Consider the following 24459-nt stretch of genomic DNA (forward strand, 5'->3'; position numbering starts at 1 on the left):
GCTACCTATACCCCTTCTATTATGAAACGATATATCATTACACTTTTAGCTTTACTCAGTACAAGAATTACTCTTGCTCAAGAAAAATGGCAAGTAGTTGATTATGGTGATTTTACGGTAGAACTTCCTGTAGAATCAAAGAATGAGGCACTATCTTCTCCTGATTCATATGCTTCTAAAATCATCGTCGATAGTACTGTATTCTTTTTTGACTATGGATATTATTCTCCTAAAATGACCCTTTCTGTTAAGGAGTATATTGAAGAGAAAGAATGGGTAATACCAGATTTCTTGTTTCTCTATTTTGATGAGGATAACCCCTTGTTATTAAAAGTAGATTCGCTTTCAAAGTATGTTTACAAAGCTCATTTCGATATTACCCCTTGGATTGAAAATGATAGTTCATATTACAAGAAGCACCCTGAGACTTTTGAAGGTAAATGTGAAATTGACTCAAATATATTATCTGTTGAAATAATAATACCGGACATCATTCAAAAAACGGAGTTTTATGTAACGGAAGCGGATTCAACCTTTAAACGGATATTTATACCCCATAAGGGAGAAGGTAGGAAATCAGGAACGTATATGATCGACTTTAGCAGTTGCACAGGATATCGTTGGTGTTCAAAGCAATTGAGTTTCTGGGCTGAAAAAAGAGGAGATTTATCAGACAAGGATATGCTTAAAATATACCAAAGTCTAAAGTTGAAGTAGGCAGGGATTAATATCTAAAGACGTATTCCAAGCAAGCTCTAAGATGAGTACTGTTTTATAAAAATGAAAAGCAATGATAGTGTATAGGCATATTCAATGTGTAATAAACATGTTGTGTATGCCTTTTTTATTTAAGATCTAAAATTAGAAATCACTGTAGAATATTTTGAATAAATTCAAGACGTGGTTAGATTGAAAGAAGAATTAGTTAAAATGATCAATTTCAATTTATCAGACAAATATGGGTTACGATATAACATTCCATCCTTTTAGTAGAAAAGAATTTAGCTACTATATCGAAGATGTCATCCAAGCACCAAGTGAATATGTTAGCCGATTGGCTAAAGTGCACTCAGATAGGGAAGAGCAAGCAGTATTAAGTGCGAATGTCTATAGTCGTATAGGAGATTTTATTGAAGAAGTAAAGATGGGAGATTCAGCGTATGAGCAAACCGTTGGGTTAGCGATAACGGCCATTTTAGGATACTTACACCCATACTGGTATGCTAGAGGAGGAATGCTTTCCGCTTTAAAAACATACCCAGAATTCAAAAGTATTTTTAAAGAGATCTCATCCATTGCTAGGGAAGAAACGAGGTTCCTATTTGATCAGGCTCATAATCAAATTATAGGAAATTACTCCTCTGGAACCTATGTCCCTTATGAAAATATTGGTGCTCTAAAAATGCTATTGGAAGATGAAAAGAATCACTCAATAGTAGAAGAAACTATTGGTGATTATAACAAGGAGTCTCTATTGAATTGTTTGGAATACTGCCTAATAAATAGATTGGATTTATTGGAGGCAGCGGACATATTTATACCTGCAACAGGGGAGGTGAGTACGTACTATCCAAATGCAAGAGCTCCTCATTTGAATAATATTATGAACTTTGAAAATAACTCAAAAAAATCAAGTGATTTAACAACGATCCTTGAAGAGGAGTGCCCTAGATGTTTAGGAAAGGGACATGTTGACTGGGATGATATAAAAAGATTAAAACAAGAATTAAGATGGAGACCTGGGAGATGTGCCTACTGTAATGGTACAGGAAAAGTGGAAGCTACCCAAATTGAAAAAGTAGCCGTAGATAATACCTATTTAACGACTACTCGATCCGAAAAGGAAAGAAACTTGCTCCTGAATAATGATACAGACACCCTTGAAAAAGGAGCTCTTCTAGAGCAGAAAACGGAAACGTTTATTGAGGAGGTGAAATACCTGCACTTTATAGGCCAGTTAAGTCCTAGCCAAATAATAGACTTTTATGCTATTCAGTTTAAGGATAATAAGGTGGGAGTGGCATGGAAAAGTGATATGCTACAATATATTGAAAAGATAATAACAAAGGAATAGGTACGTAGAGGTAGTCGACCAAGGTTTATATTAATGGCTTCTAGGTTAATAGAATAAAATGGAACAAACAATAAGAAAATTAGAGCAACTATTAGAGGTTGGAGTGGATTATATTGGGAGGTGTTCACAGTCAGATTTAAATGACAAGCCGAATCCTGAGAAATGGTCAAAGAAAGAGATTATAGGACATTTGATCGATTCTGGAATTAATAATCTGCAAAGGTTTACGGAAATTCAATTTGAATGTAAACCATATAGAATAAGAAAATACAATCAAGATGAGCTAGTGATAGCAAATAGTTATCAAAAGGCAGATATCAAGGAGATCGTAGGGGCTTGGGTAGCTGTGAATAATAGGATACAAGCATTAATGAAACAACAATCGGAAGAGACGTTAGGGTTTGAAATTGTATTGGGTAATGGAGCGGTCTCTGATCTGAAGTTTTTAATGGAAGACTACGTGGAGCATTTGGAACATCATCTGAAGCAAATAACAAAAGGATGAACATTAAGAAGTACAGAGTTATGATTTTTTTAGTCGTTACAGGCTTATCTACAAGCCTATTTTTTTTACACTTTTATGCCCCAAGAGTCATCACAGAGGTCCAAAATCCGATGGTTAAATTTCTGAGGATGTTTCGAACTGATCGCAAGCCGGGAGGGGTATCTCCTGTCGGAAAGCAAATTTCATTTTTATCATTTGACGATATTCCAATCAAAGGAAACTTATTATATGCTGAGGGGAAAGAGGTCAAGGGAACCATTATTTTACTGCACGGCATACGATCGGGCAAAGAGTGTTATACTACAGTAAGTAAGAAACTGTCGGTTGCGGGATATCATACGGTGGCGATCGATTTGCGTGGACATGGAGAAAGTGGAGGGAAATACTGTACTTTTGGAATCAAGGAAAAACAAGATGTATCCGCGTTGATTGATTACCTGAATCAAGAAGAAGGGATTACGGATCATATAGGAGTTTGGGGAAGGTCACTCGGGGGAGCGGTCGCTTTGCAAGCTATGGCTGTTGACCGTCGTATAGTATTTGGGGTTGTAGAAAGTACATTCTCGGATTTCAGAAAGATCATTGGAGATTATTCCCGTTACTATTTGAATTTTGATCTCAAGCCCTTGACTGCTTATCTCGTGAATAGGGCAGGGGCGATAGGTGATTTCGACCCTTCAAAAGCCAGAACCGTGGAGTACTGCAAACAGATACAACAACCTGTATTTTTTGCCCATGGAGATGCCGATCAACAGATTAATATAGAAAACGGTCGAATAAATTTTACTGCTTTGGCAAGCACTGACAAAGAATTCACAACCATCGAAGGAGCCGGTCACCTGAATGTATGGGAGCTAGGAGGGGGGGCTTATTTTCAGAAGGTGTTAGGCTTTATTTCCAGAAAGTTGGTTGATCAACCCTGATAAGACTCAAACAATTTCTAATATTCTCATTTGTTACTTTTAAATACTATGAATATGATAATCAAGCATATCGGGCTATTGTTGCTATTGACCTTCTTAGGTCTTCAAGGCTTTGGGCAATCCAATATAGAAGACTTAGTGAAGGAAGGAGTGCAATATCATGATAATGGCGATTATGAAAAAGCCATTGCTACTTATAAAAAAGCATTAGAAATAGATCCAAAATCGGCACTCGTAAATTATGAAATGGCTTTGAGCTACTTCAAGAAGGGAGATTATAAAGAGGTGATTAAGTATTCTGATGTTGTATTGAAACAAAAGGAAAGCTATATGCTTCAAGCCTATATGACGAAAGGATCAGCATTAGATCTCTTGGGTAAGACTAAAAAATCAATCAAGTTGTTTGAGAAAGCCATTAAGAACATTGGGGGCCATTATCTACTGTACTACAACCTAGCGCTGAATTATTATAAGATGAATAACTTTGATATGGCAGAAGAAAATGTAATCAAAGCCATTGAAACAAATTCTAGCCATGCCAGTAGTCATTTGATGTTGGCTAATATTCATAACCTAAGAGGACATTCAGTTCAGGCGTTACTAGCGACCTATTATTTTCTTTTTTTAGAGGCCGGCACCCAGAGGTCAGCAGCAGCTTTAGAAATGCTTCAAGATAACTTTGGAAGAAATGTATCTGAAAATGAGAGTAATCCTAATGCGGTTGATATCATGTTAAGCTTAAATAATACGAGTCAATTTGGAGCCGCAGAATTAATGGTTCTCATGCTTGAAGCTTCTAAGTCCTTGGAGGAAAATAGGGACAAGTCAGAAGACCAGTTGTTTGTAGAAAATACAGGATCTTTTTTTACCATGCTAGGAGAGCTGAGAAAAGAAGAAGATCAGGAGATTTGGTGGACGTTGTATACTGCTTTCTTTTATGATTTAGCACAAAGTGAACATCTGGAGACGTATTGTAAGTATATCACCCAAAGTAGTAATGAGAATTCAAGAAAGTGGCTGCTAGAGAATAATAGTAAGCTTGAAGATTTTGATAACTGGTTGCAGAATTGATTGACAAATATCGGATATCAATTTTTAATTGCCTATTTGAAAAAAAGGTAATTGATTTGCCTGTGGCATTACAGTATGTTGGCGTTGATAAGTGAATTTTAGTTAAATAACAAAAAATGAAGTATTTCAAATTAATATACCTTTTATTTTTTCCTCTTCTGTCTTATTCACAAGCACCGAGTTGGGGTGTTTATCAAATGGAGTATTCTGGAGGAGTGATCGGTTCTACGATGGTGGACATGAACTTGAAAAGTCAGGCTCCAAATCAGTATTTCCCATTTTTGGTGGTAACAGGCGTAGACTATGAAAAATGTCGTGAAAATGGAATGCCAACTAAGGATGAAATGACCGTTCTATACGAGATAGAAGATGAGATAGGACAGTTATTGTCATCAAAAATGTTGGCAGGGGCATTTACGGCAGATTGTAGGAGATTATCATTTTTTTACGTATCTGATACACTAGGAATAAGAGGTACTCTTCAAAAGTACTATAAGTCCAAAAGATCTAATTACTCAGAGATTATAAGTATTAAAGAAGATAAGCAGTGGAAGGAGTATTTGACATTCTTATACCCACCTGATGAACCAGTGAAACATAATAATGAAAATGATTTAGGGGAGCGGTTAAAGGAGTTAGAAGAGGCAGGGGTTGAATTGTCTAAGTTCGATAAGGCGTACTATACCCTACAGCTTAAAAGAGAAGGAGATGTAGTCGCATTAATGAATCGAATTGGGAAGTTAGGATTCACTAAAGAAGTACTTTACACTGAAAAGTCAACGAATGACCAGGTGTTAATTATCTCTCATGAAACCCCCATTACGCAAGAGGATATGGATTATAACCTTAGATACATTAAAAAAACAGCAAAAAAACATAATGGAAAGTATATTGAATGGAGTTTAAACTTACCTGAAAATTAACTACTCAATAATCCCCTCTTCCCTCAGAATCTCATAGATGATTGATTTTCTGAGGGGAGCCACTTTGGCATCCCTCATATCCATATTCAAAGCAAATACCCAAACCGTATCGGAAGTTTCTATATAGCCGACATTCCAGTCTGTATTGTTGCCCCATCCCGTTTTGGAATGTAGGGTATACTCTTCGTTGAATAAGCAGATATAGTACAAAAACTACTTTTTACCCTCCTATTCTAGAGATGCTATGTCAGCGTTTCTTCTAATTGGTTGCTTGTTTATTGCCTGTAAACGATAAGCAATAACCAATAAGCCAAAAATAATCAACCATTACAAGATGAACAGAATAGGAACAACTTACTTACTATTAGTACTACTACTGTCTGCATGTCACGATTATGAGGTCATTGTCCGTGGAGGAACGGTCTATGATGGAAGTGGTGCTACCCCTATCATAGCCGATATCGGTATTCAAGGAGATACGATTGCCTTTATAGGAGATCTTTCAGAAATGTCGGCAGCAACAGAGATTGATGCTGAAGGGAAAGCCGTAGCGCCAGGGATGATCAATGCCTTGAGTTGGGCGGGTCGCACATTTTTCTCGGACGGTCGTTCAATGAGTGACTTAAAACAAGGGGTAACCTTGGAAGTGTTTGGTGAAGGCTCTTCGCTTGGGCCTTATAAGCGTACAGAAGAGGCACGTTCAAAAGGAGCCATTGGGACTTTTGGAGAGCATATGCAGGAGCTGGAGCGTAAAGGGGTGTCAACCAATATTGCTTCTTTTGTGGGAGCTACGACGGTAAGACAATATGTATTGGGAAATGAGGATACACTTCCAACCGTTGAGCAGTTGCAAGAAATGCAGCAGTTGGTTGCCAACTCAATGGAAGAGGGCGCCTTGGGCGTAGGGTCATCCTTGATCTATGCGCCAGCATTTTTTGCTTCTACGGAAGAGCTGGTGGCGTTGGCTAAAACGGCTTCAGTGTATGGAGGAGTATATACTTCCCATATGCGCAGTGAAGGAGATCGCTTTCTGGAAGCTTTGGACGAACTATTGTATATCGCTGCAGCGGCAGATATCCCTGCTGAGATTCACCACCTTAAAGCGGCAGGGGAAATTAACTGGCATAAACTTGATGAGGTATTGGCCAGAATTGATTCAGTCAATCATGCAGGATTGACCATCACGACCAATATGTATACTTATACGGGCGCTTCTACAGGACTGTGGGCTTGCTTGCCCCCTTGGGTAAGGGCAGGAGGAAAGAAAAAGTGGATGGAGCGATTGCAAGATCCTGAGATTCGAGCACAAGTGATTGCGGAGATGGAAAGCGAAGAGACAGAATGGGAGAATTTCTACAGGGCTGCCGGAAAGCCAGAAAATATCTTGCTGCTGGAGTTTGATGTGGATTCCCTGAATCAATATATCGGAATGGATTTAGGAGAAGTGGCAACCATTAGAGAAACATCTCCTGCAGAGACCATTATTGACTTGCTGGTAGAAAATCAATCCGGAATAGGAGCCGTATACTTCCTGATGTCAGAAGAAAATGTACGCAAGCAAATGCAATTGCCTTATATGAGCTTTTGCTCTGATGCTCGTTCCGTGGCAGCAGAAGGAAAGGAGTTGGAAAGTATGACCCACCCAAGGACGTTTGGCAACTTTGCTCGTTTGTTGGGCAAATACGTTCGAGAGGAAAAAGTACTATCTCTAGAGGAAGCAATTCATAAAGCTACCGCATTACCAGCCCAAAAATTTAATATTCAAAAGAGGGGGACATTAAAGCCAGGGTATTATGCGGACGTTATCGTCTTCGATCCTGATCGTATAGCAGACAAGGCAACTTTCCGTAAACCCCACCAATACGCTGTAGGAATGGAGCATGTACTGGTCAATGGCGTAAGGGTGATCGCTAACGGAGAGCATACCGGAGAAACTCCAGGACAGTTTGTGAAAGGACCAGGGTATGGAAAAGAAGTCTCTGTAGAGAGCTGGAAAGTGACAGAACAGTTGGCAGTGAACAGTGAGCAATGATCAATGATCAATGACGTATCTGGTCGTAGCGTCCTCGCTACGACCTTGACATAAATTGAGCGTCCACGCTCAATGATAAACACAAGAGAGGACGAAAGTTTTTATTTTTTATCAGCCGAGCCATTATACTCGGAATGCTTAACATCTAAACAACACTTAAACTATGAAATGGACAAACGTACTATTACTGTTCATCGGAGCAGTATTATGGAGCTGTTCCTCTTCTCCTCTTAAGGAGCAGTACCAAGAGATCGACCTACTCATCACCAATGGAAAAGTGGTGGATGGCACAGGCAAAACAGCTTATGAAGCCGATGTATTTATTTTGAATGGGAAAGTAGTCCACATTGGAAAGGAAAATACCAAAGGCTTGAAGATTAAACGCACCATCGATGCAGAAGGGAAGGTGGTTACCCCAGGATTTATTGACCTTCATTCACATGGCTCTCCGGAAAGAACACCGGCCTTCGAGAACTTTCTGGCCATGGGGGTAACGACCATAACACTGGGACAAGATGGCTTTAGTCCATATCATGAAAATCTAAAGGACTGGCAAGATAGCTTGTCTGCAAAAGGTACAGGAACCAATATTGCCATGTTTGTGGGGCATGGAACATTAAGAGAACTGTCAGGGATCGGCAGAAAGGAAATTCCTTCTGAGGAAGAGTTAGAACGTATGAAAACGCTACTGGCAAATAACCTTGTGCATTGCTTTGGGATGTCTACAGGTTTGGAGTATACTCCAGCCTTGTATGCGCAGGAAGCAGAGTTGCTAGAGTTGGCGAAAGTAGTGGGAGAAAAAGGTGGTATGATTATGAGTCATATGCGTAATGAGGATGACCCGGAGTTGCTACAGTCAATTGAAGAGCTATGCCGACAAGGAGAATTTGCTCCTGTTCATGTATCTCACCTGAAATCTGTTTACGGAAAAGGAGAGGAGAGAGCCAAAGAGATTATCGCTTTTATGCAGGAGCAGCGTGCCAAGGGAGTGCAATTGACCGCTGATATTTATCCTTACAATGCAAGTTACACTGGTATTGCGATTGTATTTCCAGAATGGGCCAAGACCAAAGAGCAGTTTGAGGTAGCTAAAAAAGAAAGAAGAGAAGAGTTGGAGACCTTTATTCGTAATAAAGTGATTTCCAGAAATGGACCGGAGGCAACCTTATTGGGAACGGCTCCTTATAAAGGCAAAACCTTGGCGGATCTTGAAAAGGAAATGGGCAAGCCTTTTGAGCAAATACTGATCGATGAAATTGGTCCAGAAGGAGCTTCTGCAGCATATTTTGTGATGAATGATGAATTACAGACAAGATTACTGACGGATTCTTTATTATCGGTTTGCTCTGATGGAAGCCCTACTTCACATCACCCAAGAGGACACGGAACTTTTGCTAAGTTGATTGAGGAGTATGTCAATAAGAGACAAGTACTGTCTTTGGAGGAAGCGGTGAGAAAAGTGACTGCCTACCCAGCTGGTATCTTAAAGTTACAAGATAGAGGAACCTTGAAAGTTGGTCATAAAGCAGATGTGCTGATATTTGATCCTGCTGCGGTTCATGCTACCGCTGAGTATAGCGATCCTAAGCAATTGGCAGAAGGCTTTGAGTATGTGGTGGTCAATGGAAAAGTCGCGAGAGAGAAAGGAGTATTGAGTGAAGAGCTATATGGAGAGATGTTGAAGCCTCTTTCTTCTGTAGCTAAGGAATTATAGAATAGTCTATATTTTGTTCATGATGTTTAATTGGGATTCGCCCGTTCATGATGTTTAGTTGAATCCATTAGGCGTCTCGAATTTCACCTTTGGTGAGGTGAGTTGATTTGTTTATTGAAGTACTTCAGTCAACAAATCAACTCAACTAAACATCATGAACGCACGAAGTGCAATTAAACATCATGAACATTATTGAGCCATAGCTTTTCCATCTCCCCTTAGGTAGTCAGAAGCAGCTTCCTTGCTACCATCTTCCCGTATTAAGATACAGTCCATTCTACCGAGACCTTCCACGGAATCCAGGTCGTGTCCCATGTTTTTAAGAGCCTTGGCCGTTTTTTGATCAATGACCCCTAGTTCCATATAGACCTTATCAGGAAGCCACTGAGAATGAAACTTCTTGGCATTGACTGCTTCTTGCATATTCATCTCAAATTCAATTACATTGAGTATAGTTTGGAATACAGAAGTGATAATAGTAGAGCCTCCCGGTGTTCCAACAACCATGAATAGTTTATCGTCTCTTTCTACGATCGTAGGCGTCATGCTGCTGAGCATTCTTTTACCGGCCGCAATGGCATTGGCCTTACCTCCTATAAGTCCAAATTGATTGGCAACTCCTGGTTTGACACTGAAGTCATCCATTTCATTGTTTAGGAAGAAACCTCCTCCTTTAACCATTACCTTGGATCCAAAATTACTGTTAAGGGTAGTGGTAATGGCCACTGCATTACCTTCTTGGTCTACGACACTAAAGTGAGTTGTTTCAAAACTCTCAATGCGTTCTACTTCTCCTGCTTTGATATCCTGGGAGGGAGTCTTTTTTTCAGGGTTGATGGAGCGATTACGCTCTTGTATGTATTCCTTGGAAAGAAGCATCTCTTGAGGAACCTCATAAAAATCAGGATCGCCCAAATGGGTACTTCTATCTGCATAAACTCTGCGCTCTAGTTCCACTAAAGTATGGATATAAGCAGCCGTATTGTGCTCCATACTTTTTAGGGGGAATGTTTCTGCTCCTTGCATTAGTTGTGCTAAGGCAATTCCTCCGCTAGAAGGGGGAGGCATCGAAATAATCGTGTAGTTTTTGTAAGGAGCTTGTATAGGGGCTCTCCAAACAGCTTGATAGTTTTTTAGATCTTCTAATGTGATAATCCCCCTGTTTACACCTTGCATTTCTTCGACAATCAATTGAGCAGTTTCCCCACTGTAAAAACCTGCACTCTGGTTTTCTTGTATTCTTTGAAGTGTTTGAGCAAGCTCAGGATAGAAAATAGTATCTCCTTTATTCCACCCTGTTTCATTGATTAAAGGGATACGGTGAGAGTTGATATAGGTAAACTCATCTTGGTACACGTTGATTTTTTCCGCTTCTGCCAATGTTAGGGGAACCCCTTCTTGTGCTAGCTTTATAGCAGGGGCAAGTAATTGCTCCCAAGGTAGTGAACCGTAGCGTTGGTGAATTTTCACCATGCCATCTACGGAGCCGGGTACCCCTACAGCCATATGGCCTTTCAGACTAATATTCTCGATGATGTTTCCCAAAGAATCCTGATACATGGTTTCATGGGCTTGTGCAGGCGCTTTCTCTCGGAAATCCAGTGCTTGAACGGTTCCGTCATGATGCCTGCTCACCATGAATCCACCACCTCCAATATTGCCAGCTCTTGGGTAGGCAACCGCCAGAGCGAATTGAATACCAATAGCAGCATCATAAGCATTACCACCTTGATTAAGAATGTCAATGCCAATTTTGGTAGCCAAAGGATGAGCCGTAGAAACTACACCTTTAGTGCCTATACTTCCTTCTATGATTTTATCTTTGCAACCTTGAAAAAGTAAGGTAAAAAATAGTACGCCGATGATTGTACGGAACTGAAACATGAATGTTTTTTTTGTTTATCGGTTATTGCTTAACGGTTACCGTTTAAATAATTTTCTCACTGCTCACTGCTCACTGCTCACTGCTCACTGCTCACTGCTCACTGCTCACTGCTCACTGCTCACTGCTCACTGCTCACTGCTTTCTTCTTCTTTAAACCAGCTGCTATACAAAACATAATTGTTAGCCGTGCGAGAAAAGACCGCTTTAAGCTCTTCGGTGAGGGGTTTTACTTTCTTGGCAGGAATACCTGCATAGACATAACCTGATTCGAGCACTGCATTTTGTAAAACCACTGCCCCGGCAGCTACCAGACAGTTTTCTTTGACCACCGCATTGTCCATAACGATAGCACCCATGCCAATCAAAACGTTATCTTCAATGGTACAACCGTGCACTAAGGCATTGTGTCCAATAGAGACGTTATTACCTATGGTCGTACCGGCTTTTTCATAGGTGCAATGTATGACTGCCCCGTCTTGAATATTACATTTATCTCCAATGCGGATAAAGTTAACATCTCCACGCACAACGGCATTGAACCATACGCTGCAATCTTTTCCCATAATGACATCTCCAATAACGCAAGCATTATCAGCTAGATAGCAGTTTTTACCCATTTCAGGGGTATATCCTCTTACTTTTTTTATGATTGGCATAGTCTTGAATTCTTGATTTTTTCCTCCAAGATACGTCAAGATAATAATCTTTCAAATATCTTTTTTCATCTTGGAATTTTCGTATTTTTGCCAATTGTGAATCGAACAATAATAAAAAGTGAGAACAACTTTTAGCATATAATCAATAATCGCATATGGCAAGAGTATTAACGGGGATTCAAAGCTCGGGTAGACAGCATTTGGGGAATATCCTGGGGGCGATCAAGCCTGCTATTGAACTATCTAATAAAGAAGGAAACGAGTCTTTTTTGTTTATTGCAGACCTGCACTCAATGACTTCCATTAAAGATGGAGATGTTAGAAAGGAAAACGTATATGCGACAGCCGCAGCTTGGCTTGCTTGTGGTCTGGATATAGATAAAGTGGTATTCTACAGACAGTCACGTATTCCTGAAGTGTGTGAACTATCTTGGTACCTTAACTGCTTGACGCCATTTCCAATGTTGGCCAATGCACACTCATTCAAAGATAAGTCGGATAAGTTGTCAGATGTAAATGCTGGGTTATTTACTTATCCGGTATTAATGGCTGCGGATATTATCTTGTATGATGCAGAGATCGTTCCGGTAGGGAAAGATCAGAAGCAGCACCTGGAAATGACCAGAGATATGACAAATACATTCAACAGAATGTATGGAGAAACGTTTGTTGTACCTGAGTCTAAGATCAGTGAGCAAATCATGACGATTCCGGGAACGGATGGACAGAAGATGAGTAAGTCTTACGGAAACGTTATTGACATCTTCTTGCCTAAGAACAAGCTGAAAAAGCAGGTGATGTCCATTACTACGGATAGCACTCCTTTGGAAGAGCCTAAGAATCCGGATACTTGTAATGTATTTGCGCTTTATAAGCTTTTGGCTTCTGAGGAGCAGGTTGCACAAATGAGGGCCAACTATGAAGGTGGCAACTATGGGTATGGGCATGCCAAAAAAGAATTGCTGGAGCTGATTCTGACGAATTTCGAGAAGGAAAGAGAGGCTTTTGATCACTACATGGAGAACATGGACGAGGTAGAGGCTTTGTTGCAGAAGGGAGAAGAAAAAGCCAGAGCAATTGCGAAGGAGAAAATGATAGCGGTACGCAAGCATTTAGGCTTCGCTTAAAATAAATCAACAGATAGCATTATTAATTGAAAATAGATAAATATGAAATTCACTGCATCGACATCCACCATTCTAAAGCAGATTTCTGCCTTGAACGGGGTGATTTCAAGCAACCCAACCATTCCAATTCTTGAGAACTTCCTTTTTGAGATCAATGCGGGTATTCTGAAAATTACCGCTTCAGATTTGCAGACCTCTGTGATCTCGGAGATTAGTGTGGAAGCAGATAGCGACGGTAGTATTGCTATTCCTGCAAAAATGTTGGCAGATACGCTGAAAAACCTTCCAGAGCAGCCTGTGACATTTAATGTCGATATGGAGACTTATGGCGTGGAAATCAGCTCGGATAATGGACGTTACCGTTTGGCAGGTGAAAATGCAGCAGACTTCCCTGCAGTGCCTCAACTGGATAGAGTGGATACGCTAGAGGTTTCTTCCAGTGTATTGGCGGATGCTATTGGTTACACGCTGTTTGCAGCTAGTAATGATGATATGAAACCAGCCATGAACGGGCTGTTTTTCGATGCCAATGGAGAGCATGCAAACTTTGTGACTTCGGATAGCCACCGTCTGATTCGTTATAGGAGAGAGGACCTTAAAGTGGAAATGGAAGCTTCTATTATTATCCATAAGAAAGCGGTTTCTCTATTGAAAAATATCATTCCTTCTGAGGAAACAGAAGTGATGATGGAGTTCAACGAGCAAAATGCCATTTTCTCTTTCAATAACTTGAAATTGATCTGTCGTTTGATCGATGAGCGTTTCCCTGATTATGAGAATGTTATTCCATTGAATAATAATAATTTGGTGACCTTGGATCGTCAGCAATTATTAGGTTGCTTGAAGCGTATTGTGATCTATGCAAACAAGACCACCAACCAGGTACGTTTCTCTATCAAGGAAAATGAGTTAATCGTTTCAGCAGAAGATGTGGACTTCTCCAATGAAGCAAAAGAGAACTTGTACTGTGAGCATGAAGGAGAGGATTTAGAAATTGGCTTCAATGCGAAATTCTTGATTGAAATGCTGAATAACATCCATTCTGAAAAGGTAACCTTGAAGCTTTCTGAGCCAGGAATGGCAGGCTTGATTGTGCCTTCAGAGCAGTTAGAGGATGAAGATTTATTGATGCTGGTAATGCCAATTATGCTACATAATTTTAATTACTAGGTAAGAGGTAAAAGGTAAAAGGTAAAAGGTAAAAAGTGAGGGTGTCCCTTGCGGTTGTCTGCCTTAGATTATATCAAAAAATAAAGGACCACTTCATGAAGTGGTCCTTTATTTTTATTATCGTAGTGTTACGATTAATATAGACAATCTCAACAGCCCGAAGGACTACTCAACGGCACGTACTGCCACTCAACCAGCGGCGTAAGCCGCCTCAACAACTATGCAAGCCATTCGTACAAGTCATAATGCTCCTTGGTCATTCCAATAGCTTCGTAGACTTTTTGAGCATTGAGGTTGGTCTTTTCTACATATAAACGAATTCCTCTTAAGTCAGGATCGTTTTGTACTCGTTCTTTCAAAAAGTCATACATTTGACGAAATACCCCTTGTCCTTTGTAAGGGTCTTTGACAAATAGGGAATGAATCCAAAGTACATTACCATTTCTCCAATCACTCCATTCATATAAGTTCAAGAGACAAGCAATCACTTCTCCTTGATATTCTGCGACCCAATAACATCCAATTTCAGGGTTATTAAGGATATGTGCGACCCCTTGACGCACTGTTGGTAAGTCTAGTTTCAAGGACTCAGTTTCCCAAGCCATAGTAAGTTGAAAGTCGGCAATAGATGCTAGATCTTGTTGATTAGCTTGTCTAATCTGTATTTCCATGTTTTCTAAAAAATTTAACGATTTTACTTTGCTTGAACTTTTCTAGTCCAGAGGCTGGATGAATACCATTGCCAAATTTAGTGGCGTAGATATAGATAAATTCGGCTCCAAAATAGACAATTTGTGAAGAGTAGAAAACCCATGCCAGTAGGATGATAATAGAGTTGGCAGCTCCATAGGCATTGGCTACATCAGTGCTATTGATATACCAGGCGATCCCCTTTTGTCCCAAAATAAATAGTATGGCTGTCACAAAACTACCTACCCATAAGTCTCTCCAGCGAATGATTGCATTAGGAAGGTATTTGAAAAGCATCGCGAAAAGAACCGTGAAAAGAATATAAGGTAATATACTGTTCAGAAGCTCATAGATAAATGGGATGTTAATGCCGAAGTAGTTTTCGATAATTCCCTTGACAGCCAAAAAAGTCGTTTCCACTATTGTTACAGAAATAAAAGCCAGTCCTAGAAATGCTAAAGTAGTAAAAGAGATAATTCGGTCGATTAATAGTTGACCAATTCCTCCTTTTTTGTCGTCATCAACTTTCCAAAAGGTATTGATGGAGGTTTGCAGCGTATAAAATACAATAGAAGCACTAAAGGCCAGAGAGCCAATACTGATAAGGGCTTTTAATGTAGATTGATTGTCAGGGTTAGAAAGGTGATCAAGAAAGAAACTGAGCTGTTGAGCCATTTCTGGGCCGATCACTCTCCTGCTTTCCTCTAATAGCGTCGCCTTGGCTTGGGCATCCTCATAAAATAATCCAATCATACTAATGATAAAATAGAGGATTGGAGGGAGAGAAAATACCGTATAGTAAGAAATGGCAGCTCCTTGAATATAGGCCTTATCTTCTCCAAATGCTTTAAAAGCGGCTTTAGTTACTGAGAGTCCTTTGGAAAACACTCGGAGGATCATATAAATTTTATCTAGAATAAAATTATCTGTTTCTGAGTGAATTTGACTATGGAATTGAATTTTCCACAAGCGCAAGTGGGCGATTATTTTTTGGATGATCTTTTCCATAATACTATTGAAATGACCGAGATTTGGATACAAAGAATGAAATAGTTCGATAAAAATGGTTAAAATTCCCTTTTCAAACATTGTCAGTTGTAATTTTAAAGGAATACCTGTTGGTAATACCTCTTTTTTTGAGAGAGTCTCTGTAGCTTCTAATGCTGTAGAGCAAATATCCATACATTTTTTAGGAGGAATACAGATAAAAAATGCAGTAGCTGAATTTTGTAAATATTGAGCATAGTAAGCAAATATAAAAAGATGATGAGGAAAATATTTATTCTATTTTTTTTAACCATAGTAATCTCTCCACTTTTTGCACAAAACGATGTAAGTAATCAGGTTGCTGAAGGAGACTATCAGGGAGATTTAGACATTCATGGAAATCGAAAAGGAACAGGAACATATACCTGGAAAGACGGGACGGTGTATGAGGGTAAGTGGCAGGACAACCTCATGCATGGAAGAGGGGTGTTACACTATGCAGATGGTAGTACTTATGAAGGGTATTTTGCCTATGGTAAGAAGCACGGGTATGGCGTTTTTACTTGGGCTGATGGCGATAAGTATACAGGTGGTTTCAAGGAAGGGAAGATGCATGGTAGAGGGGTGTTAGAACAGACAGATGGAAGTGTACACACGGGTATATGGAGAGAGGGGAAGAGCAATGGAGAAGGAGATCATGTTTATGCTGATGGCAGTAAGTATATTGGAGAGTGGAAGGATAATTTACGTCATGGTAAAGGAATCATGTTATATGCTGATGGGCGTATAGAACAAGGGAAGTGGATGAATGGGGATTATTTGCCTTGTGATTGCTCCAAGGAGTCTTATGCTGTGATGGATGCATTCAAGGATGCCGATGCTGTTTTTGTTGGAAAGGTAATTTCTGTGGAAACAGCTGATGATGCTTCTTTTGATCAAGTCGGATTTGAAGTTCAATCCTATTGGAAAGGAGAATTATATCCAGGACGAAAAATCTATTTGTTTGCCGCTTACTCTTCTTGTGATTTTGTGTTCTTTGAAGGAGATGAATATTTTGTGTATGCAAAGAAACATGAGGTTTTTTCCAATTTATACTATGCTGATAAATGTGGCAGAACACGTAAAATGGGAGGGAAGTTTGATAGGGATGAAATTGCTTTTCTGAAAGAACAGGTAAATTGCCTTCCGGAAGATATGGAAAAAAGACCAACAGCTTATGATTTCTCTACTGATCCAGTTTGCGGTTGTGATGGGAATACCTATAAAAATGCCTATAAAGCAGCAAGGGCAGGGGTAGGTTCATGGCAGGCTGGAAAATGCAATGAATAATGATTTTATTTTACATTATAGGAGAATTTAAATAGGACTATTGCGAGCTTTCATGGTGTTATGAGAAGAATTTATCAGCAGTCATTTTATAATTTCTGCTGTTTTTCTTTTCATGTTAATTTCATTTTTTATATTGGATATAACATATTTGTGTTCATATTATCAAAATAATATTGAGTAGTCTTATTAAAAATCTCTTATTAATATGCTTACTTCAGAACTATCGGAAAATCAAATTAGCAACTTGATCTCGACTTATGAATCTGAACTTAATGAGTTAAGATTCAAATTATTGAAGACAGAAGAAGCTATTGCTGAACTTCAACTGCTTCGTAAACAACAACGAATGACTGTGGTAAATGAACCTGTAGCGAAAAGTGCTGCTCCAGTGGAAGTACCCTCTACAGTGACTCCTACTTCTTCCTCAGTTTCATCGAAGCCTGTAGAAGAGGAGGAGGTCGCTTCATCAGATTCGGATGAACAACATGATCCTTTTAACTTATCAGAAGAGTTCTTAAAACAATTGGGACACTCTGAGGAAGATGGCTACCGTTTGTCAGAATGGGATTATCTATTGCTGAAAACGTTGAAAGATGAGAATCGTCTTTTATTGAATCATGATTTTATTGATGCTGCCAGAGAGTATACGGAGAGCAAAGGTAAGAAAATGACAGAAGAGCAGTTAAAAGGAAAGGTAGTAAGGAGCTTGAATAAACTAGTGAATAAGCGAGAATATATCCTGAAACACAATTATAAAGGGAAAGGGTATTGCTATGGCTTGTCGATTTGGTTTTTCAAGAAAAGTGGTAAACTAAAGAAAGAGTGGAAGCCCAAAGAGGCGTAAAGCTTATTTTAAGAAGTATGTATCAAAAGAAACCTATAACTACGTATAGTGGTTGTAGGTTTTTTTGTTTTATTGCACAATAAGTAAAATACCCTACCTTCTTTTTCAAGAACATTTGTGAATAAATATAAAGACCTATTGTGTTTCCATACTTTTCGGTTACTTTTGCATTCTTTGAAGAATTGATTGTGCTATAACCTGTAGCGCATTCTTCATTTTACGTTCAATGCTGCCTGTGTCAAGTAATAGGGTGGGGCAGATTGAATTCATACAATTGGTAATAGATTAACAGATGGTTAATCAAAAAAGGAAAATATGAGTTTTAGAAATTTAGGTCTTCACGACGAAATTGTACAGGCAGTAGAATCTATGGGTTACGAGAACCCAACACCTATTCAAGAACAAGCAATTACCCAAATACTATCCGACGAACCTCAAGACTTGATTGGTCTTGCACAAACTGGTACTGGTAAAACAGCAGCATTTGGTTTACCATTACTTCACCTAATTGATACTTCTAATCCTAAAACACAAGGATTGGTCGTATGTCCTACACGTGAGTTGGCATCTCAGATTTCTAATGAGCTAACACAGTACGCTCAATTTATGAAAAATCTTAAGATTGCAGTGGTTTATGGTGGTACAAGTATCGACCAGCAAATCCGTGCAGTCAAGAGAGGTGCGCATATCATTGTAGCGACTCCAGGTAGATTGATCGATATGATCAACCGTAAGGCAGTGAAGTTGGAAAATGTTGAGGTAGTTGTATTGGATGAGGCTGATGAGATGTTCAATATGGGATTCCAGGAGGATATCGATAATATCCTAAGCTACACTCCGGAAACTAAAAACACATGGTTGTTCTCGGCAACAATGTCTAAGGAGGTAGAGAAGGTAGCCCATAAATATATGGACACTCCAGTAGAAATTGCTGTTTCAAGAAGAAACGAAAGTGCTAGAAACATTGAGCACCACTATTATGTAGTGGACCGCCATAATAAATATCCAGCCCTTAAAAGGGTAATTGATTTCTATCCTGGTATTTTTGGTGTGATCTTCTGTCGTACACGTAAGGAGACACAAGAGATTGCAGAGAGCCTTACTCGTGACGGCTACAATGCAGAGGCAATTCACGGTGATCTTTCGCAGGTGCAAAGAGAGCAAGTGATGAAGAAATTCAGAGAGAGAAGTCTACAGTTGTTAGTAGCGACTGATGTTGCTGCAAGGGGTATTGACGTGAGTGATGTAACACACGTAATCAACTACAACTTGCCAGACGACTTGGAAAGCTACACACACCGAAGTGGTCGTACGGCTCGTGCGGGTAAATCAGGTACTTCTATTATCTTGACAGTGCCAAGAGAGGTATACCGTGTCAAAGACTTGGGTCGCTTTATCAAGAAGGATATTATCTTGAAGAAAGTCCCTACAGGAATGGATGTGTGTCAGAATCAGATGACAGCTCTTGTAGGTCGTGTAAAAGAGGTAGAGGTAAGCGAAGAAGAAATCGGAAAATTCCTTCCAGAAGCATACGAAGCACTTCAGGAGTTGACGAAAGAAGATTTGATTCAACGTTTTGTTTCTGTAGAATTCAATAGATTCTTGGATTACTATCGTGGAGCGGCAGATATCAATGCTCGTGAGCGTAGAAATGATTCAAGAGACAGAAACAATAGAAGTGGTGATCGCAGAAAAGGAGCTGGTAAAGAGCGTTTTGGATTGAAAACCGCTCAAGAACGTTTCTTTATGAACCTGGGTGAGATTGATGACCTGAACAAAGGTGCCTTGGTGCGTATGATCTGTGATCGTACAGGAATCAACTCGGCTAACTTGGGAAGTATCGACCTGAAGAGAGAGTATACATTCTTCGATGTAGAGAAGAAAGTGGCAGGAAAGATCCTTACACAACTTCACGGTACTAATTACAAAGGAAGAAAAGTAAAAGTAGAAGTAGCGCAGAAGAAGAGAGGGGGTAGAAGACACCAATAGGTGACAGTTTCGTACTATCTTGAAAGCGAAAAATAGATAAGGTAAAGATTGAGGAAAGGAGGGTAATGACTCTCCATTCTTTAATCCTTACCTTTTTTTTGTCCTTGTGCTGCAGCCTTGATAATGGACCAATACCCATGACTTAATATGCCTTTTTCATAGAAGCCCTTTTTGAGGAGTAGTTGATGCATATGGGGAAGGTTATATGATGGTACAGCCATAAGCATATGATGTTCTGCATGATAATTTACGTGATAGGGGGCAAATAAGATTTTTTCAATCGTATTGGCTTTAGTGGTACGTGTATTTTGAAAAGGATCTGTACAGTCCTTTACTAGTGAATGCTCGGCGATCGAACGCACTCGCAAAGAGAATTGAAAAGTGGTGAGGTAAGCAATAATCCATAGTAGGTATAAAAAAGGATTGCCGATTAGATATAAGATGGAAAAGAGAAGTAGGTTCACGAATAGAGGTCCCGATAAATGATACATAAATCGTTGTCCAAAGGTGATTATATTCTTAGGGGGAGAGGAGTGTCTCTCTATTTTTCCACCTAAATTGTATTGCAAATACCCTAAATGCATTAGGGTGAGTCCAAAAAATGCTTTTATCCCCGTGATACCACTCAAGTCTCTCCCAAACTTTCTCATCATGCTCTTGCTGGAAGTGGGGTACCCTCTGGTTAGAAGCAGGTCGGGATCTTCCGGAAGACCTGTGTGAACATGATGTCGATAGTGATATTCCCGATAACTGTGCATATTATGCCAAATAGGATAAGCTCCCAACCATTGCCCTATAAGGTCATTCCATTTTTTATTGTTGAAAACAGCTCTATGACCAGCGTCGTGCATTAAAATCGCACAAGCCAATTGTTTTCCTCCTAGTATGAATAAGGAGATGATGATTGTAATAGGATTTGGGAAAAAATGAACTAGAGCGAAAGCAAAAGTAATCCACAACCAATGTAGTACGATTTCATAACTTGCCTTCCAGTTATTTTTCTTTAGTAAAGATTTACGGTCTTCTTTGCTAAGGTATAGGTGTGCGGGAGTGGTTTGCATATCGTTAGGGTTTTGAGATGGTTCTAATAATATAACAATTTAAAATAGAAATATCCCCACCCTGCGACTGTAGCGAATAGATATGAAAAAACCCGCTAGCTGATAGGCATAACGGGTTTTAGAACATGTTTTGTACCAAAAGGTGTGGTTCCAAACATGTTCTTAATACTAAAAGTATTACGATATTTTATAATGACTTAATATAGCGGAAATCGTGTCCTGCTTTCAGTTGCTTGACAAATTCATACATCAACTGTATGGTGTGCTCAATATCGGTTTCTGCAGCGGTTTCCACAGTGGTGTGCATGTACTTCAATGGCAAGGAAATCAATGCTGAAGCTACCCCGTTATTGGAGTATGCAAAGGCATCCGTATCTGTACCAGTCAGCCTTGATACGGCCATGCGCTGGAATGGAATGTCTTTCTTCTCCGCAGTGCCAATGATCATATCCAAAAGATTGGTTTGCACGGCAGGTCCATAGGTTAGTACTGGTCCGCTTCCACATTTAGTGTCTCCCTGTTTCTTTTTGTCGTACATCGGAGAGGACGTATCGTGACATACATCAGTGATAATAGCTACATCAGGGTTGATACGATTAGCAATCATCTCAGCACCTCTCAGTCCAATTTCTTCTTGTACTGCATTGACAATATGTAAAGAGAAAGGAATCTTATCTTTATTTTCGTGGATTCTACGAGCAACTTCGGCAATCATAAAGCCTCCAATTCGGTTGTCTAATGCTCTACCCGTAATGTATTTTTTGTTGAGTTCCATCATGTCAGCATCAAAGGTGATGACACAGCCAACATGAACCCCCATCTTTTCAACTTCTTCTTTTGAGTTGGCTCCGATGTCGATAAAGATATTGTCCATGGAAGGAGCATCTTCTTTGTCCTTACGCACGTGAATGGCAGGCCATCCAAAAACACCCTTTACAATGCCTTTAGCAGTGTGAATATTGACACGCATGGATGGTGCAATTTGGTGATCTGAACCTCCATTACGGATGACGTATATATATCCCTCAGGAGTAATATAGTTAACAAACCAAGAGATCTCATCGGCATGTGCTTCTAACACAACTTTATACTTGCCTTTAGGATTGATTACCCCTACAGCCGTACCGTAAGTGTCTGTATAATATTCGTCTACAAAAGGGGTAAGGTACTCCAACCATACTTTTTGTCCTTCTGTCTCAAACCCTGTTGGCGAAGGGGTGTTTAGATAATTTTTGAGGAATTTTTTACTTTTCTTATCCATATGTCAATGGTGTGATTAGTATTATTAATTATAGATATAAGGATGTGATTGATTGTATGATTATAGTGTTGTGTTGTTTACAACACATCCAGTAATGTTTCTAGCTTTATTCCCCTGGAACCCTTGATAAGGATAGCACTATTGCTTAAAGGGTTTTCTGTAAGGTTCTTTACAAGCAGCTCTTTATCGGCATACTTTTCAATCCCTTCTAATTCAATTGATTGATGGAATAGGGGTCCCACAAAAATGCGACGCTCAAAGGATTTACTACTTGCAAGCTCAATCATTTTTTGATGCTCTTCCTCGCTGATATTTCCAAGTTCCAGCATATCACCAATGATCACAACTTTTTCCTTTTTAGTTTCGAAGCTATCAAAGCTTTCCAATGCCGCCTCTACAGAGGAAGGATTGGCGTTATAAGCATCTAGAATAATGATGTTGCTTCCTTTTTCGATCAGTTGTGAACGATTATTAGATGGAGTATAAGAACGTATCGCCTCATGGATATCTTGATTGGTAACCTCGAAGTACTTTCCAATACAGAATGTCAAAAGGATATTTTCAAAATTATAGGCTCCAATTAACTGCGTTTGAATAAGCTCTTCTTGACGGTCTTTGTAAGAGATATAAGGGTGGGCTCCTTCTAATTCCAGAAAAGCAAAATCATACTCTCCTCCATACCATATTGGATTTTTGAAGCGCTTAGCCATGTTTTTTAGGATTGGATCCTTGGAGTTGATAAACGCAATACCATCATGTTTGATAAGGTAGTCAAAGATTTCGCTTTTTGCTCTTATGTTGTTTTCAAAATTCCCAAACCCCTCTAGGTGATCTTTTCCAATATTGGTAATGAACCCATGAGTGGGGTGAGCAATTTGACAAAGTGCTGCCACTTCTCCCATATGATTGTCTCCCATTTCAATGAGGGCGATTTCAGTGTCCTCAGGCATTTTCAATAAGGTCAAAGGAACACCAATGTGATTATTGAAATTCCCTTCGGTAGCATGGGTTTTGAATTTTTTGGAAAGCACTTGGTTTAACAACTCCTTAGTGGTCGTCTTCCCATTAGAGCCGGTTACCGCTATGATAGGAATATCAAATTGTTGACGATGAAAGGCACTAAGTTCTTGTAGGCAAGTAAGTACATTGTCGACAAGAAGACAGCGTTCGTTAGTGGCAAATTCTTCTTCGTCAATAATAGCGTAGGCAGCACCTTTTTCCAGTGCCTGTAAAGCGAATTTATTGCCATTGAAGTTGGCGCCTTTAAGGGCGAAAAAAAGAGAGCCAGTTTCAATCTTACGAGTATCAGTACTGATGAGTGGATGTTCCCTGTAGATTTGGTATAGTTGCTCTATTGTTATGTTCATAGCGATTGGCGGTCTACGAAATTGGTTCTTGTTTTTTCACAGTTAGTAATAGTAATTCTTACTTACTGAGAAACAAATATAGAATAATTATCAGATTAATTGCTATTCTAGTGTCAGCTAACACACTCCTTCCATTTTTTGAAGTGGACAATAGAAAAAGCCACTCCAAAGGCTATTTGGAGCGGCTCAGTTGTATGTAGTCTTGTGTATTCTCTTAGAACCAGTATCCTAATGAGAAAATCCATTGATTAGATCTAGGGTCGAAATCATTCGTATTACCTAATGCACCAGTAATACTTTCAGCTTCCTTACTAAGTGCTCCTTCATAACGAGCGTCAAAAGTGAATTTTAGTAGATCAAGGCCCAGACCTGCTTGATAACCTAAAGTACCTCCATTCGTATCAACTTCTCCGCCGATTAAGTCTTCGAACTCATCGTAGCCATCTTCTAGTTTTATTCTTAGTACGGGGCCTATGTGAGGACGAATAGCGATAAGGTCAAATAGCCCTAATCTCCAACCAAACATTACGGGTACATCGATACGTTTCGTATCAACTTCTGAAATGTTACCGTTGAAATCTAGCTCACCTTTTACACTGTTATAGTAAGCTTCTGGTTGTACATAAATACCAATAACAGGCATTTTGAATTGTAGTTGGAAACCAGCATGCCATCCGGTGTTACGCCCTCCCTCAGTTAAGGAGCTAAAGGTGTTGTCAATGTCATCAAAGGCTAGTTTATATGCACTTGCACCACCTTTAATACCAAATTTCACTTGGGCTTGGGCAAAGCCCACAGCCGTTAATAGAGTAAGTAAAAGAACAAGCTTTTTCATAGTAGTTGTTTTTGAG

General features: G+C 39.5%; 22 protein-coding genes. 13 read left to right on the forward strand and 9 right to left on the reverse strand.

Annotated features, from left to right (window positions below; translation table 11 throughout):
* Positions 1-21: 21 nt before the first annotated feature.
* The 6 genes from ABD985_RS02240 to ABD985_RS02265 all read left to right on the forward strand — a co-directional run bounded on the left by ABD985_RS02240 (position 22) and on the right by ABD985_RS02265 (position 5496).
* Complete coding sequence (locus ABD985_RS02240) at positions 22-717, forward strand: hypothetical protein (protein WP_345368838.1); 696 nt, start codon at positions 22-24, stop codon at positions 715-717.
* Between the two features lie 241 nt (positions 718-958).
* Complete coding sequence (locus ABD985_RS02245; RefSeq protein WP_345368840.1) at positions 959-2074, forward strand: hypothetical protein; 1116 nt, start codon at positions 959-961, stop codon at positions 2072-2074.
* Positions 2075-2132: 58 nt separating this feature from the next.
* Positions 2133-2579, forward strand: a complete 447-nt coding sequence (locus ABD985_RS02250; protein WP_345368842.1) for a DinB family protein — start codon at positions 2133-2135, stop codon at positions 2577-2579.
* 128 nt (positions 2580-2707) lie between these two features.
* The gene (locus ABD985_RS02255; protein WP_345368844.1) at positions 2708-3502 is read left to right on the forward strand and encodes an alpha/beta hydrolase; all 795 of its coding nucleotides are present in this window, start codon (positions 2708-2710) and stop codon (positions 3500-3502) included.
* A 48-nt stretch (positions 3503-3550) separates the two neighbouring features.
* Positions 3551-4573 (forward strand): tetratricopeptide repeat protein, encoded by a 1023-nt coding sequence (locus ABD985_RS02260; RefSeq protein WP_345368845.1) that lies wholly within the window; start codon positions 3551-3553, stop codon positions 4571-4573.
* Positions 4574-4689: 116 nt separating this feature from the next.
* The gene (locus tag ABD985_RS02265) at positions 4690-5496 is read left to right on the forward strand and encodes a DUF695 domain-containing protein (RefSeq protein ID WP_345368847.1); all 807 of its coding nucleotides are present in this window, start codon (positions 4690-4692) and stop codon (positions 5494-5496) included.
* Here the strand turns inward: ABD985_RS02265 and ABD985_RS02270 are convergent, their stop codons facing one another.
* Positions 5497-5706, reverse strand: a complete 210-nt coding sequence (locus tag ABD985_RS02270) for a penicillin-binding transpeptidase domain-containing protein (protein ID WP_345368848.1) — start codon at positions 5704-5706, stop codon at positions 5497-5499.
* Positions 5707-5830: 124 nt separating this feature from the next.
* Between ABD985_RS02270 and ABD985_RS02275 the strand changes: the two genes are divergently transcribed.
* Together ABD985_RS02275 and ABD985_RS02280 are read left to right on the forward strand one after the other, a co-directional pair.
* The gene (locus ABD985_RS02275) at positions 5831-7528 is read left to right on the forward strand and encodes an N-acyl-D-amino-acid deacylase family protein (protein ID WP_345368850.1); all 1698 of its coding nucleotides are present in this window, start codon (positions 5831-5833) and stop codon (positions 7526-7528) included.
* Between the two features lie 163 nt (positions 7529-7691).
* Positions 7692-9242: an N-acyl-D-amino-acid deacylase family protein gene (locus ABD985_RS02280; RefSeq protein ID WP_345368852.1), complete on the forward strand. Its 1551-nt coding sequence runs from the start codon at positions 7692-7694 to the stop codon at positions 9240-9242.
* Positions 9243-9431: 189 nt separating this feature from the next.
* Here the strand turns inward: ABD985_RS02280 and ggt are convergent, their stop codons facing one another.
* Complete coding sequence (gene ggt, locus ABD985_RS02285; RefSeq protein ID WP_345368854.1) at positions 9432-11126, reverse strand: gamma-glutamyltransferase; 1695 nt, start codon at positions 11124-11126, stop codon at positions 9432-9434.
* Between the two features lie 126 nt (positions 11127-11252).
* Positions 11253-11783, reverse strand: coding sequence for a gamma carbonic anhydrase family protein (locus tag ABD985_RS02290; RefSeq protein WP_345368856.1), 531 nt, complete (start codon positions 11781-11783; stop codon positions 11253-11255).
* A gap of 155 nt (positions 11784-11938) precedes the next feature.
* Here ABD985_RS02290 and trpS point away from each other — a divergent pair, with 155 nt between their 5' ends.
* Both trpS and dnaN read left to right on the forward strand, forming a co-directional pair.
* The gene (trpS, locus tag ABD985_RS02295; protein WP_345368858.1) at positions 11939-12910 is read left to right on the forward strand and encodes a tryptophan--tRNA ligase; all 972 of its coding nucleotides are present in this window, start codon (positions 11939-11941) and stop codon (positions 12908-12910) included.
* A 42-nt stretch (positions 12911-12952) separates the two neighbouring features.
* Complete coding sequence (gene dnaN, locus ABD985_RS02300; RefSeq protein ID WP_345368860.1) at positions 12953-14080, forward strand: DNA polymerase III subunit beta; 1128 nt, start codon at positions 12953-12955, stop codon at positions 14078-14080.
* A gap of 218 nt (positions 14081-14298) precedes the next feature.
* Here the strand turns inward: dnaN and ABD985_RS02305 are convergent, their stop codons facing one another.
* The gene (locus ABD985_RS02305; protein WP_345368862.1) at positions 14299-14751 is read right to left on the reverse strand and encodes a GNAT family N-acetyltransferase; all 453 of its coding nucleotides are present in this window, start codon (positions 14749-14751) and stop codon (positions 14299-14301) included.
* On the reverse strand, positions 14735-15952 hold the full coding sequence (locus ABD985_RS02310; RefSeq protein ID WP_345368863.1) for a YihY/virulence factor BrkB family protein: 1218 nt from the start codon (positions 15950-15952) through the stop codon (positions 14735-14737). Before ABD985_RS02310 ends, ABD985_RS02305 begins: the two co-directional genes overlap by 17 nt.
* A gap of 81 nt (positions 15953-16033) precedes the next feature.
* Between ABD985_RS02310 and ABD985_RS02315 the strand changes: the two genes are divergently transcribed.
* The 3 genes from ABD985_RS02315 to ABD985_RS02325 all read left to right on the forward strand — a co-directional run bounded on the left by ABD985_RS02315 (position 16034) and on the right by ABD985_RS02325 (position 19919).
* Positions 16034-17086, forward strand: coding sequence for a hypothetical protein (locus tag ABD985_RS02315; protein WP_345368864.1), 1053 nt, complete (start codon positions 16034-16036; stop codon positions 17084-17086).
* A 205-nt stretch (positions 17087-17291) separates the two neighbouring features.
* On the forward strand, positions 17292-17930 hold the full coding sequence (locus tag ABD985_RS02320) for a hypothetical protein (RefSeq protein WP_345368866.1): 639 nt from the start codon (positions 17292-17294) through the stop codon (positions 17928-17930).
* A gap of 315 nt (positions 17931-18245) precedes the next feature.
* Positions 18246-19919, forward strand: a complete 1674-nt coding sequence (locus ABD985_RS02325; protein ID WP_345368868.1) for a DEAD/DEAH box helicase — start codon at positions 18246-18248, stop codon at positions 19917-19919.
* An 80-nt stretch (positions 19920-19999) separates the two neighbouring features.
* Here ABD985_RS02325 and ABD985_RS02330 read toward each other — a convergent pair whose 3' ends face one another.
* The 4 genes from ABD985_RS02330 to ABD985_RS02345 form a co-directional block, all read right to left on the reverse strand.
* Positions 20000-20980 (reverse strand): fatty acid desaturase family protein, encoded by a 981-nt coding sequence (locus ABD985_RS02330; RefSeq protein WP_345368870.1) that lies wholly within the window; start codon positions 20978-20980, stop codon positions 20000-20002.
* A 187-nt stretch (positions 20981-21167) separates the two neighbouring features.
* Complete coding sequence (locus ABD985_RS02335) at positions 21168-22241, reverse strand: M42 family metallopeptidase (RefSeq protein WP_345368872.1); 1074 nt, start codon at positions 22239-22241, stop codon at positions 21168-21170.
* A 77-nt stretch (positions 22242-22318) separates the two neighbouring features.
* Positions 22319-23608 carry a UDP-N-acetylmuramoyl-tripeptide--D-alanyl-D-alanine ligase gene (locus ABD985_RS02340; RefSeq protein ID WP_345368874.1) on the reverse strand — a complete coding sequence of 430 codons (1290 nt, stop codon included), beginning with the start codon at positions 23606-23608 and terminating at the stop codon, positions 22319-22321.
* A 214-nt stretch (positions 23609-23822) separates the two neighbouring features.
* The gene (locus ABD985_RS02345) at positions 23823-24443 is read right to left on the reverse strand and encodes an outer membrane beta-barrel protein (RefSeq protein WP_345368876.1); all 621 of its coding nucleotides are present in this window, start codon (positions 24441-24443) and stop codon (positions 23823-23825) included.
* Positions 24444-24459 lie beyond the last annotated feature (16 nt).

It is taken from the genome of Algivirga pacifica (assembly GCF_039543525.1).
Taxonomy (GTDB): Bacteria; Bacteroidota; Bacteroidia; order Cytophagales; family Flammeovirgaceae; genus Algivirga; species Algivirga pacifica.

Coding starts and splice junctions, on each gene's coding strand:
- ABD985_RS02245 (WP_345368840.1), top strand. CDS start 959: ATGGGTTACGATATAACATTCCATCCTTTTAGTAGAAAAGAATTTAGC.
- ABD985_RS02315 (WP_345368864.1), top strand. CDS start 16,034: ATGATGAGGAAAATATTTATTCTATTTTTTTTAACCATAGTAATCTCT.
- ABD985_RS02335 (WP_345368872.1), bottom strand. CDS start 22,241: ATGGATAAGAAAAGTAAAAAATTCCTCAAAAATTATCTAAACACCCCT.
- dnaN (WP_345368860.1), top strand. CDS start 12,953: ATGAAATTCACTGCATCGACATCCACCATTCTAAAGCAGATTTCTGCC.
- ABD985_RS02260 (WP_345368845.1), top strand. CDS start 3,551: ATGAATATGATAATCAAGCATATCGGGCTATTGTTGCTATTGACCTTC.
- ABD985_RS02325 (WP_345368868.1), top strand. CDS start 18,246: ATGAGTTTTAGAAATTTAGGTCTTCACGACGAAATTGTACAGGCAGTA.
- ABD985_RS02340 (WP_345368874.1), bottom strand. CDS start 23,608: ATGAACATAACAATAGAGCAACTATACCAAATCTACAGGGAACATCCA.
- ABD985_RS02330 (WP_345368870.1), bottom strand. CDS start 20,980: ATGCAAACCACTCCCGCACACCTATACCTTAGCAAAGAAGACCGTAAA.
- ABD985_RS02305 (WP_345368862.1), bottom strand. CDS start 14,751: ATGGAAATACAGATTAGACAAGCTAATCAACAAGATCTAGCATCTATT.
- ABD985_RS02345 (WP_345368876.1), bottom strand. CDS start 24,443: ATGAAAAAGCTTGTTCTTTTACTTACTCTATTAACGGCTGTGGGCTTT.
- ABD985_RS02240 (WP_345368838.1), top strand. CDS start 22: ATGAAACGATATATCATTACACTTTTAGCTTTACTCAGTACAAGAATT.
- ABD985_RS02280 (WP_345368852.1), top strand. CDS start 7,692: ATGAAATGGACAAACGTACTATTACTGTTCATCGGAGCAGTATTATGG.
- ABD985_RS02265 (WP_345368847.1), top strand. CDS start 4,690: ATGAAGTATTTCAAATTAATATACCTTTTATTTTTTCCTCTTCTGTCT.
- ABD985_RS02255 (WP_345368844.1), top strand. CDS start 2,708: ATGTTTCGAACTGATCGCAAGCCGGGAGGGGTATCTCCTGTCGGAAAG.
- ABD985_RS02275 (WP_345368850.1), top strand. CDS start 5,831: ATGAACAGAATAGGAACAACTTACTTACTATTAGTACTACTACTGTCT.
- ABD985_RS02310 (WP_345368863.1), bottom strand. CDS start 15,952: ATGGATATTTGCTCTACAGCATTAGAAGCTACAGAGACTCTCTCAAAA.
- ABD985_RS02290 (WP_345368856.1), bottom strand. CDS start 11,783: ATGCCAATCATAAAAAAAGTAAGAGGATATACCCCTGAAATGGGTAAA.
- trpS (WP_345368858.1), top strand. CDS start 11,939: ATGGCAAGAGTATTAACGGGGATTCAAAGCTCGGGTAGACAGCATTTG.
- ggt (WP_345368854.1), bottom strand. CDS start 11,126: ATGTTTCAGTTCCGTACAATCATCGGCGTACTATTTTTTACCTTACTT.
- ABD985_RS02320 (WP_345368866.1), top strand. CDS start 17,292: ATGCTTACTTCAGAACTATCGGAAAATCAAATTAGCAACTTGATCTCG.
- ABD985_RS02250 (WP_345368842.1), top strand. CDS start 2,133: ATGGAACAAACAATAAGAAAATTAGAGCAACTATTAGAGGTTGGAGTG.